This is a genomic window from Gracilibacillus lacisalsi DSM 19029, assembly GCF_000377765.1.
GTDB lineage: Bacteria > Bacillota > Bacilli > Bacillales > Amphibacillaceae > Gracilibacillus > Gracilibacillus lacisalsi.
This window is the reverse complement of sequence record NZ_KB898682.1, coordinates 61,391-73,286: the sequence shown is the minus strand read 5'-3', so window position 1 is coordinate 73,286 and position 11,896 is coordinate 61,391. Positions and strand designations below refer to the sequence as shown.

At 37.7% G+C, this 11,896-nt stretch carries 11 protein-coding genes; 3 read left to right on the top strand and 8 right to left on the bottom strand.

Annotated elements, in window-relative coordinates; translation table 11 throughout:
- Positions 1–263: integrase core domain-containing protein (locus tag D569_RS24160; protein WP_156823017.1), on the top strand; the 263-nt coding region annotated here is incomplete at its 5' end.
- A 59-nt stretch (positions 264–322) separates the two neighbouring features.
- On the opposite strand, the gene D569_RS0120205 is transcribed toward D569_RS24160, so the two are convergent.
- The 5 genes from D569_RS0120205 to D569_RS0120185 all read right to left on the bottom strand — a co-directional run bounded on the left by D569_RS0120205 (position 323) and on the right by D569_RS0120185 (position 5,981).
- Entirely contained in the window at positions 323–2,545 is a 2,223-nt protein-coding gene (locus tag D569_RS0120205; RefSeq protein ID WP_018934256.1) for a TRAP transporter permease, read from the bottom strand.
- A 25-nt stretch (positions 2,546–2,570) separates the two neighbouring features.
- Positions 2,571–2,984: a DUF1850 domain-containing protein gene (locus D569_RS0120200; RefSeq protein WP_245548530.1), complete on the bottom strand. Its 414-nt coding sequence runs from the start codon at positions 2,982–2,984 to the stop codon at positions 2,571–2,573.
- A 148-nt stretch (positions 2,985–3,132) separates the two neighbouring features.
- A complete protein-coding gene (locus D569_RS0120195; RefSeq protein WP_245548529.1) occupies positions 3,133–4,179 on the bottom strand; it encodes a TAXI family TRAP transporter solute-binding subunit in 1,047 nt (348 codons plus the stop codon).
- A gap of 169 nt (positions 4,180–4,348) precedes the next feature.
- On the bottom strand, positions 4,349–4,915 hold the full coding sequence (locus D569_RS0120190) for an NADPH-dependent FMN reductase (protein ID WP_018934253.1): 567 nt from the start codon (positions 4,913–4,915) through the stop codon (positions 4,349–4,351).
- A 10-nt stretch (positions 4,916–4,925) separates the two neighbouring features.
- Positions 4,926–5,981, bottom strand: coding sequence for an LLM class flavin-dependent oxidoreductase (locus D569_RS0120185; protein ID WP_018934252.1), 1,056 nt, complete (start codon positions 5,979–5,981; stop codon positions 4,926–4,928).
- Between the two features lie 130 nt (positions 5,982–6,111).
- Between D569_RS0120185 and D569_RS0120180 the strand changes: the two genes are divergently transcribed.
- Positions 6,112–6,459: a winged helix-turn-helix transcriptional regulator gene (locus tag D569_RS0120180; RefSeq protein WP_018934251.1), complete on the top strand. Its 348-nt coding sequence runs from the start codon at positions 6,112–6,114 to the stop codon at positions 6,457–6,459.
- Between the two features lie 18 nt (positions 6,460–6,477).
- Complete coding sequence (locus tag D569_RS0120175) at positions 6,478–6,891, top strand: nuclear transport factor 2 family protein (protein WP_018934250.1); 414 nt, start codon at positions 6,478–6,480, stop codon at positions 6,889–6,891.
- A gap of 182 nt (positions 6,892–7,073) precedes the next feature.
- Here D569_RS0120175 and D569_RS0120170 read toward each other — a convergent pair whose 3' ends face one another.
- The 3 genes from D569_RS0120170 to D569_RS0120160 form a co-directional block, all read right to left on the bottom strand.
- Positions 7,074–10,319: an FIMAH domain-containing protein gene (locus tag D569_RS0120170; RefSeq protein ID WP_018934249.1), complete on the bottom strand. Its 3,246-nt coding sequence runs from the start codon at positions 10,317–10,319 to the stop codon at positions 7,074–7,076.
- 304 nt (positions 10,320–10,623) lie between these two features.
- On the bottom strand, positions 10,624–11,136 hold the full coding sequence (locus D569_RS0120165) for a type 1 glutamine amidotransferase domain-containing protein (RefSeq protein WP_018934248.1): 513 nt from the start codon (positions 11,134–11,136) through the stop codon (positions 10,624–10,626).
- A gap of 391 nt (positions 11,137–11,527) precedes the next feature.
- The gene (locus D569_RS0120160) at positions 11,528–11,827 is read right to left on the bottom strand and encodes a hypothetical protein (RefSeq protein ID WP_018934247.1); all 300 of its coding nucleotides are present in this window, start codon (positions 11,825–11,827) and stop codon (positions 11,528–11,530) included.
- Positions 11,828–11,896 lie beyond the last annotated feature (69 nt).

Genomic DNA, 11,896 nt, shown 5'->3' with positions numbered 1-11,896 from the left:
CTTACGACTTTCAAGAGCTGGCTAAAGAAAAAGGCATTACCACAAGCATGTCCCGAAAAGGAAACTGCTTTGATAATGCCGTAATCGAATCCTTCCACTCCTCGCTAAAGTCGGAAGAATTCAACACTCAAAATAGAGTGCACCTTACAAACTCTATTGTACTAGAAAAAGTGCAATCTTACATGTATTATTACAACTATATACGACCGTTTACAAAACTAAACTGCCACAGTCCTGTTGAATTCAGGACTATGGCAGCATAGGTGTTTTTTCTTGTCCCGTTTTACTGGGTCAGTTCAAAATGGATAGAGGGTTCTTGTCATTATGCTGTTTGCTCTTTATTCTTCTGATTCTTGGAAAGAAACAACTGCAAGGCAAAAATAATAGCAAGTGTCACTATGGCAATAATATCTGTCAGTAAGTTGTTTTGGATGAATAATAATGCTGTAATCAGCGCTAATAACCTTTCATACCAATGATATTGTCTGACTAACCAATTTTGAATGAACGAAGCAAAGGCAATCATCCCGATTGTTGCCGTAACAATCGCCCAAATAACTTGATACCATGCCACATCCGTAATCAAAAGAATAGTTGGGTTTAATGTAAAAACAAACGGCAATAACAATGCTGCTGAATCATATTTAAACCCTTGGATACCAGTCCGAACAGGCCCTGCCTTGGCTATACCCGCTGTCGCATAGGCAGGTAGATTAATCGGCGGTGTATCATCCGCTAATACCCCGTAATATAGTACAAATAGGTGAGCAATCAAAACATGAACACCCATATCTGTTAATACAGGAGCTACAATAGCTGCCAGAACAACATAGGTTGCCGTTGTCGGTAATCCTAATCCTAATAATAAACAAGCAAACACCGTTAATATTAATGCAAAATATAACTGGGTATTATCTGTTACTAAAAAGTTTGGCATCGCATTCGTTAATGTTTCACTAAAGCCAATTACAATTCTTGTGAATTTAGTAGATAAACCTGAAGTTGTGATCACACCAATCAAAATACCTGCAGTTGCACATGCGACAATAATCGATAATGCATTTCGTGCAGCTGTTTCAAAACCAGCTAATGTTTGCTTCCAGCCAAAATGGACTGGTGGTGAATCAATTTTCATTTTCTTTTGGGATAATGCAAAAATAAGCGCAATCCCTATACTAATAAGGATTAATGTTAATATTTCTGGCTTCCACCTAATTGTCTCCACACTAAAGAAATTGGTATTAAACAAATCATTTAACGCATGTATCCCTTGGTTAATTGGGTCGATAAAGATTTGTAGTAGTAAAGTAATCGCAATTACCCCAGCTGCAATAATAGCTGTACGACCAAGATTATCTTTGAAACGCTGGACAAATAACGCTAGCACCAATAATACGATAATCGAGAAAAACGCAGAATTATTTACTGAAACCCGAACATAAACCAAGTAATAAAGCAAAGCGATTAACGGTATTAAGAGATAACCTTGTTGCATTAACAACTTCCTGCCTGACGCCAATTCGCTCTTGGCAATCCCGGTAATACCGTGTTTGGATGCTTCAAAATGCACCATGAATAAAATACCAATATAGGCTAATAATGCAGGAATAATCGCACTTTGAATAATTTGATAATACGGAACTCCTGTAAACTCTACCATAATAAATGCAGCTGCACCCATAATAGGCGGTAAGAATTGGCCACTTGAAGATGCCGCCACTTCTACCCCACCAGCTACATGCGGTTTGAAACCGACTCGTTTCATTAATGGGATCGTGAATGTACCGGTAGTAACCGCATTTGCTGTAGAACTTCCGGAAATACTGCCCATTAACCCACTCGCTACCACACTGGCCTTGGCTGGTCCCCCTTTATAACGACCAAACATACGCAATGCCAAATCAATAAACATCTTTCCGGCTCCTGTAGATTCGAGGATCGCACCAAATAGGATAAATATAAATACAAACTGAGCAGATGCATAAATTGGTGTTCCAAATATGCCATTGTTACGGTACGTAATTTCATAAATAAACCGTTCAAAGTCACCTCGTGTATGGTGAAACTGACCTGGCATATATTCACCTAGAAAGAAATAAGCTATAAAGACAAGCGCTATGATAACTAACGGTTTTCCTACTACCCGACGTGTTGCTTCAAGCACTAAAATGATTAAAGCTAAACCAATAAATAAATCCAGATCTGTCGGCCGTCCTGACATAATAGAAGTTGCTGTTTGTTTTTGAATAATATATGTACCAACCGCTAATGAGAAAATTGCTAGTATAACATCATACCAAGGTATAGATGTTTGGCGCAGACCTTTTTTGATCGGAAAAATACAAAACACTAATACTAAACCAATCGTTAAATGCAATATTAAAAATGTTTTGGATCCAATACCTGGTAATCCAAATCCAGCAACATATAAATGAAAAGCAGATAAAAAAACACTAATCGCTAAAACAATAATCCCCCAAAAGCTTCGAAGTTCACGATCACTGCCTTCTAACTCTTGCAGCATTTTCTTCTGGCTGTCATCCATTTCCATCCCTACTTTCTACATAGATTTACTTTAATTTGAAGGAACGTATAAACCCTTCCCACCAAGGTAAGTCTATCACATTAATTTCTATAATTTTTGTAACAAATGGTTCTTTTGACAAGTATATGGTCTGATCACGAAAGGAGAATGTATGCGGATACAGACTTGAAGGCTTCATTCTTAATGCTCCTCCATGTACAGGACGGTTTAAATTTTTCATTACATAATAACCGTCCTTCATTTCAACATCTCCTTCCCTTTGATAAGGCATTCCTGCCCCAAATGATTTTGTCCAACTTTCCATTGTCATCACTTCACCGGTAGAAGAATATTGAAACACTTCCTTCACAGGAGATTTTTCTACTGAATGAATATATTCATGAAAGAAAGTTTCTCCTTGTTTTATATCACTTTCCCACAATATTTCACCAGTATTCATATCAGATATCACTAATAGGTGCTGAGGTCGATGCCATATGAGCCAACTTATCAAAAGAATAAGTATTACAAAAAAGATGAACATGAATTTCTGAAAAAAGGCATTGCTCAGTAGCAATGCCCCTTTTCTGTTTGTAAAAGAATTCCTTTTATTGTTCATCAAAATAGCGTTGAACTCCTGGATGCAAGTCAATAGACATACCGTCTTGTGCCGTATCGATGGTTAGGTCATTTCCTCGTTCATGTGCATTTTGCATGGCATCTAAATTATCAAAAATAGACTTCGTTAATTCATAAACTTGATCCTCAGGTAAATCATCTCTTACAATTAGCATTGCTTGTACTGCTACTGTTGTTGCAGTCGCATCAAAGTTTTCATAAGTATTTTCATCTAAATCTTCTCTAACATAGTATGGATATTCTTCTTCTAATTGAGCAATCTTATCTTCATTAATACTTACAATTCTAATATCCGCACTAGCAGCCAATTCTTGAATACTTCCAGTTGGCGTACCTGCTGTTACAAACGCAGCATCAACATTACCATCTTGTAAGTTTGTTGAGGCATCACCAAAGTCCATCCACTCTGCACTTAAGTCATCAAATGTCAGATCATGTGCGCCTAAAATTTGCTCCGCATTTGCTTCAGTACCTGAACCAACATCACCTACAGCGACACGCTTTCCTTCTAGATCCTCTACAGTTTCAATTCCACTATCCGCTAATGTTACAATTTGAATCGTTTCCGGATATATAGTGAATACACCACTAAAACCATCTACTACTTCGTCAAACATATTAGATCCTTCGTGCGCATAATAAGCCACATCATTTTGGATGAGAGCAAATTCTGCTTGGCCATCACTCAATTCATTGGCATTAACTACTGATGCGCCACTAGAGATACCGGTTGCACTCACACCATCCACTTGCTGATCCATAATTTCAGCCATCGCTACACCTAACGGGAAATATACACCAGCTTCTCCTCCAGTTAATACAGTAATATTATCCACCCAATCTTCTGAAGCTTCTCCGCTGTCATCACTTTCTCCTTCAGACTCACTTTCTTCCGGTGTTTCTTCCGATTGTGTTCCATCATCATCAATTGCGTCATCAGATGCGTCCCCACAAGCCGCTAACACTAAACCTAGAAACAAAAATACAATAAAAAACATACTAAGCTTTTTCATCATGAAAACCCCCTCATTATTTTTTATGATTCTACTTTACGGTGTATGTCTATCCATTTGTAGAATATATTATACCTAATTATCTAAATAATTGAAATAATTTCAAAGAGGAAAGTTAGAAATTCTGACAGTAAAATAGCACTTGGTCCCTGTAAACCAAGTACTATCACTATTAAAAATCATATTCAGCTTCTTTTTCTTCCAGTATTCTTTGATAGGTTCTTGCCAATGTCATCGTATCCTCTACAAGCCGTTCTATCCGAAACTTGACATCATCATTGGTGATTTCCTTCCGGTAAAAATCTACATCTTCTATATAAACATAACTTTGCACTATCTGTGCTTTCATATATCCCAGAATCGGTTTCAATTGCTGTTCGGGAATTAGATAGTGTCTTTGAGAGCCAGCTGTTACAATCATACTAGCCACCTTGCCCTCAAGTCCGCCAACAGGCAATAAATCAAAAATATTTTTTAACGATCCCGGAATCGATGCTTGGAAAATGGGTGTGCCGATCAATAATGCATCAGCTTCCATAATCGTTTCGGTCACTTTTTTTGTATCGCCTTGATAATCGAGATAATTTCTACCGTCACTAAACTGCATATCATATTCTGCTAGATCCAATAAAGTTACTTCTGCATCTGGATATTTATCTAAAAGTTGATCTGTTGCATATTGAATCGCTGTTTTTGTTTTAGATCCGACAATCGAACCTGCTATTGCAACTACCTTCATTCTTGGCCTCCTATTTTGCTGTGTATTTACGAATTGCTGGCAGAACTTCTTTTCCGATTAATTCGATATTTTTTCGCAATTTATCAAACGGTATTCCACCAAAGTCCATTTGTGCAATGTATCGTTGGTGACCAAATGTTTCATGTTGATATAATATTTTTTCAATGACTTCCTGAGGACTACCGATGTTCATTACATCGTGCGGGTCAGCTCCTTGAGCAAAGACTTGTTTGGCGAAACCCCTTCCGTTCGTCTTTTGCATACCTGCATTAATATAAGGATATGTTTCTCGTTGTGCCTGCTGTGTTGTTTCTGCTAAATAAAAGAAACCAGCTGTAGATACCGGAAATTCATTCGGATCGTATCCTCCTCGTTCTAGTGCATCACGATAAGAGTCAATGGTTCTTTTGAAAAGTGTTGCCGGTCCTCCTAACATAGCTACAAAGATCGGCACACCTGCATATCCTGCTTTAACAGCACTGGAAGGATGACCACCAACTGCTCGCCAGATTGGTAATGAACCGTTTAGCGGCCTTGGCAGTACATGAGCATTTTTTAATGGTGCACGGAACTGACCTTGCCAATCTACATATTCATTTGCATTAATTTTTAATAAAAGATCAAATTTTTCTTCATATAATTCTTCGTAATCATGCAAATCATAACCTAAAAGGTCAAAGTTTCCAACACGAGAAGCTCTTCCTGCAACAATTTCCGTACGTCCTTTTGATATTAAATCAATGGTCGCAAAGTCTTCATACACTCTGACAGGATCCAGTGTACTTATAATAGTTGATGAACTGGCAATTTTTATTTTTTCCGTTGCCTGTGCAATCGCAGCTAGTACAACAGAGTGAGCCTGTGTTGTGAAATAATCTTGATGACTCTCCCCAACACTAAAGAAATCAAGACCAGCATCTTCCGCTAATTTCGCCAACTCAATAATTTCATCTAAACGCTGACTTGCTGGAATTCGTTCACCTGTCTCCGGATGGGGTAAATGATCACCTAATGTATATAAACCAAACTCTAGTCCTTTACTAGGATCGATACGATATTTTTCCATTTTGAACAACCTTTCTAACATCAAAGTTTGCTATCATATGTTATTATGAAGCATAGAAGCGTAAAATGTAAGTACGCACTTAAATGATATATAGTATCCAAAAATATACTGTTAAGTAGGGTGATTGATGATGAAGTATGAACCGAATGCATGCAGGGTTGAAGATGCACTAAGTATTCTTGTCGGCAAATGGAAGCCAATTATTTTACTCCATTTGCTTAATCATGGCACACAACGTTTTAATGAACTTAAGAGAAGTATGCCCGGAATTACACAAAAAATGTTAACGAAACAGTTACGTGAGTTAGAAGCTGAAGACATTGTCGAACGAGTAGTCTATCCAGAAGTACCGCCAAAAGTCGAATATTCTATGACGGAATATGGTAAGAGTCTACAGCCTATTTTGGAGGCTATGCACGAATGGGGTGTAAAACACACGTTGCATAAGCAGGAGAAGTTAAAAAAACAACATGGATGATTATTAGGAGCGGTGGTTATGAATGAGAATGTAAAAGCACATTTACAGCAACTCGAGGAAAGCCATCTTCAATTAGACGTTAGGAGTAATAGTAAGAAATTAGCGCAAATACTTGCTAATGATTTTCAAGAGATTGGAAGCTCCGGCATTTTGATAAATAAAGCGATGTGTCTGGAAGATGGAGTGACTCTAGATGAAATGTCACTCCACAACTATCAAGTCGAACAATTAGCAGCAGATGTTGTTCTAGCAACGTATTATGTCATGAATCATTCGAAAGAACGTAACACATTGCGGAGCTCTATTTGGAAGTATATTGATGGAAGATGGCAATTATCCTTTCATCAAGGTACTATTACCAAGTTAAGTTTAGAAGAAATTAAGAAAAGCGCAGAGCGCCCGATTAGAAACGTAGCGACTGGAACGAATTAACTGAGATAAAGGAATCACGGTGAGTTTACGAACCGATGATGACTTATCGTAGGGCAATTCGTGAAGTCGCCTAGTTTCTGGGCGCTCGGAGCTAGACATCTGCGCAAATTTTATGCTTTCCTTACAATTAAGAAAGGGCAATAACCCCTTTGGCTTGGGTTACTGCCCTTCCTTACAAATCTTTATTTCAATTCTTCCATATATGACTTTGCATAGTGATTTAAAACTGTACTTGCTAGCGATGAAATTTGTTCTTTGTTTTTTTCTTTAATAAGTTGCTCTCTATACTTAGAAAGGAATTTTATTGCTTTTGTTGTTGAACCTTTTTCTACATGATGTTCCACTTGTTTTAATGTGTTAGTTAATTGAGGCACAATCGGTCCAGTTATATCACCAGTCTGGTCATATTGCCGCATGTAATTCTTTAAAACCGTAATATACCCAGGAGTAACTTCCACTACATTCGATTCTTCTGATTCGCCACTGGCATTCTCTGCTTTAATGTAATACGTATAATGCCCCCCTGGTTCTGCCGTGCGATCAAAGTAAGTATCTACTTTGGCATATCCAATATATTCAACCTCTCCGTTTCTTTCTCGATAAACATTATACCGATTTGCTCCACCTTGTGATGTCCAAGTTAAACCAACAACATCCGTTCCTATTAAACTAACGATTAAGTCAGATGGTGTATTAGGAGGAAGCATGTCAATATTAAGCTCTTCCGAGAACTCTGACTCTCCCATTTCATTCACTGCCAATATCTTGTAACTATATCCTGTATGATTTATACTGACACTCTCATCCTTATAGTTTGATGAATCTGTACTAGCAATTTTGCTAAACTCGCTTTCTTCATTCGCTTTTCGGTAAATATCATAATTTTCTGCTTCTTCAACAGAGTACCAGTTGATTTCGAATGTAGAATTAGTTATTTCCCCTGCTGAAAGTCCTTGTGGCACTTCTGGAAGATCAATAGCTTCTTCTGTAGTTGTACTTACTGCATTTGACATCTCAGATTCTCCGCCAATACTTGTTGCTGATACTTTGTAGTAATATGTCGTAGAAGAATCGACAGGCTTATCCATGTAAGAAGGACTTATTGTATCCGCTACTTTTTTAAATTCCCCATCCGGTTCAGTAGTCCTGAAAACGCCGTAACTAATAGCGTCTTCAACCTCCTGCCATTTTAATTCAACTGTTATACTCTTGGTTTCGGTGACGGTTAATTCAGCTGGTTTATCTGGGGTGGGTTCATTAGGGTCAAAGAAGAAAATTTCTGTTAGTTCAGACAGCTCAGATTCTCCCCCAGCATTTATAGCAGAAATCTTATATTGATATGTTACACCTAATTCAACTGTATCATCTTTGTAATTACTTTCTTCCGTGCTTGCAATTGCTCTAAACGAAGGGTCTTTGGACGATGAGCGATAGATTAAATACAATTCCTCGTCATTAACAGACGACCAATTCAATGAAACCTCGTCTTCTGCAATATCTCCTTCTAAGTCCTTAGGTACTTCATTGGGCGGCACCTTCTGACTCGTCGGTTGAATTAATGCAAAATAGTTCATTCGACTACTGTTATTATTTGGCCCCATTACCACGTAGGATCCAGCAGGGTAATGCTTCTTATAGAGCTCAAATGTTACGGGTTGATCATCTTCAATCGTTTGTCCGGTGTTTTCGTATTCTGATGATAACCATTCTGGCTTTGAACTCACTCTTGCATCATGAGCAACATATACATCTGCATCTGCAGCTAGATAAAAGGTAACGAGATCTTCACTTGTAGCACTTCTTGAATTCACTGCTGAGCGAATCCATTCCACACCAAGTAACTCTTCTGGTATATCGGTGAATCGATAACCATCTCGATCACCAGCTACCAGGTCTCCCTCTTGGAGGTTCTCTTCAATGGACCAATTCCTTGCATTTTGACCTCCTCCACTACTGTTATCATTAATGATGAGGTTTTTCGTAATTTCCCCATCCATTACTGGTAATGGTTCAGGCTCTATGTCTGGTTCGGGTTCTGTATCTTCTTCTGGCGGCACAAATGGATCACCTGTCCATACTGGTGGTTCCATTGGATAATTCTTTGGAAAAGATGAAGTAGCTAATTCATTTAAATAATCCTCTAAATTAGTATAGCCATTACCATTTTTGTCTTCATTTCTATCCTCTGGGTTATTTGGGTCAAATCCATTTGCTTGCTCCCATTCGTCTGGCATTCCATCCCGATCCGTATCCTTTGGTGCAGTTCCCTTCTCTAATTCTGGGAACCCACCAACATCTTCTTCATGCCCAATAATAGCGCCCGTTTGATTTCTAACATCGTGAATCACTCTTTGATCCACACTATCTCTCACTAATGAAGAACCTACATAATCTAAAACATGTTGATAAGCTTTTTCAGGCTCCTCTATATTAGTTAACGGATATTCAAAACGTTTATCCACAATAACACTTGGTCTTTCCACTTCCATCATTTCTGTTCCTGTGTCCGTTCCATCTAAGATACCATTCTTATTACTATCTATTCGGTTGTTTTCTAGGAATAGGCTATAATTTTCATTTCCGCGTACTACGGCATATTCTGGATTTCTTGAATTCACACCTGCTATAAAATAATTTCCTACCACATTACCATAGCCTTTCGTTCCTGATTCACCACCAGCAACATAAGGATACTGCCCCCAGTTGTATATAACATTATTTACAAAATCGATTTGCCCTTTTGTTTTAGGGTTTCTATCATTATTATGGGCATAAAGGTTATGATGCATGGTGATCGTATTCATCTCAATTAATCCACCCATTGAATGTGTTAAAAGTCCTTCTGAGATGATAGACCACTGTACGGTTATATTTTTCGATTCTGGATTATCATAATCTTTACTTAATATAGATAAATTTTCGTCAGTTCCCCAAGAAAATGAAGAATGATCAATGATCACATTCTGACTATCTTCAAAATATAAAGCATCATCTTGGAAATCATTCTTTCCTATACGAAATCGCATGAAGCGGATAACGATATCGTTACTATCAATAAAACGAACATTATTTCCTTTTATGGTTACACCATCTCCTGGAGCAGTTTGACCAGCTATGGTGATATTGGATTTATTACGAACAATAATTTGTGGTATCCTAATTTCTCCGGATATATCAAATACAATGGTTCGAGGGATATCACCAGCAGTTGTCAGTGCATCATGAAACGTTCCTGGACCTGTCAACTCATAACTATTTACATGGTAAACTTCACCACCACGACCACCCTTGGAATACTGCCCAAACCCTTCAGCACCAGGAAAGGCTAGAATTTCTTCATCTTCAGTAGCATTGGCAATTGGATTTACAAAAGGAAGCATGAAAAAACAGACAGTAAAACATAGCATACTATAAAATAATTTCCCCATAAAATACCTCCGTTTTTTTAGTGTCACAATTGGCAGTAGTTTCTTTTTTAACTAACTTTTCAATAAGGAATTCACACCTCCTCTCTATTTATAGAATAGTTAGGTGCTTCCATTTTAGGTTAACTACACACGTAAGCGTTTACAACAAACAATTCTCACAATTTATATACAAAAACAACAGTGACCGTTAAGAGGCAATGTTCATGTCTTTTTCATTGAAGGAATTAGATAATTAAATCAATCATTTATTTTCTAATTGAAAGCAAAAACCCCGTAAGCCTTATGACTCACGGGGGATTAATCTTTATGGCAATAATTGAAGTGATTCTTCAACAAATGCAGTAATATCATCTGGTTGCCGACTGGTAACCAATTGATCACCACAAACAACCACTCTTTGATCGTGCACATTAGCGCCAGCGTATTCTAAGTCTACTAGTATTGATTTGAAACCAGTGGCATCACGGCCTTCTAATGTTTTGGCTGTGATTAGTAGCTGTGGTCCGTGACAAATAGCGAAGACTGGTTTCTTCTCATCCATGAAATGTTTAGCAAATGTCACAAAACGGTCATCCGCTCTCAGCATATCAGGAGAAAATCCTCCCGGAATGAACAATGCATCAAAATCCTCTGGCGTTACATCATCGATTCCATAATCAATAGAAACAGTTGCGTCACCTTGTTTACCTTCTACTGTTTTGCCCGCCTCTTTTTCTATTGTGAAGACTTTATGACCAACACCTTCGAATTCCCTTTTTGGTGAAGTGTACTCGACATCTTCAAACATATCTGTAATCACTGTTGCTATTTTCGCCATTATTTAATACTCCTCCTTAAATAATAGAATTAATATTCTCTTTGTTTTCAATAATTCCACGTGTGAGTTTCTGGTAAACATTACAGATATTATACAAAAAAGTACTGAACCACTAAGTTAGAGATTTTAAAATCGGATAAAATAGGAGAGCGCTTTTCCATGGTGATGCCTGATACGATTTTACTCGTTACTGCATTACGTAATTGGTTGCTTATAACACTGTCTACCTATTTTATCGAAGTATTCCTGTTATGCTTTTGTCGTTAATTCTTCCCCAGTATCAACTTCAAGGTTGATACTTTACTAGAAGAATTTGAGTTTTTATCACTATCTGATCTTACCACTGTACCTATATCTATGCTCTTCACTTCCTTTATATAAAAAATCAGCCCTATTCAGGACTGATATTGTCAATTCTTTTATGTGCTTGTTTAGTAGATTCTTCTACCCGGGTTACTCTTTCGGATATTTCTGCAACATCTTTTTCATTGGCCTTCAGATCAACTTTTATGTCATCAATTCCTCTGCTAATATAAAGAAGCGATGTTCTAACTTCCGTTTCTTTCTCAGTTTCTGATCTCAAACTTTGATCTGATTGCAATTGTTGTCTTTGTTTATTGATTCGATAACCCATGTAAGCAATAATCAGAGATAGTGCTGCAATAATAGTCCCCATAAATTCTACGCTCATGAGCAGCCCCCCTTGTACATCATATGTTATCCTTTGATGACTCGTATACACATTTCCCCTTTTAAAAGA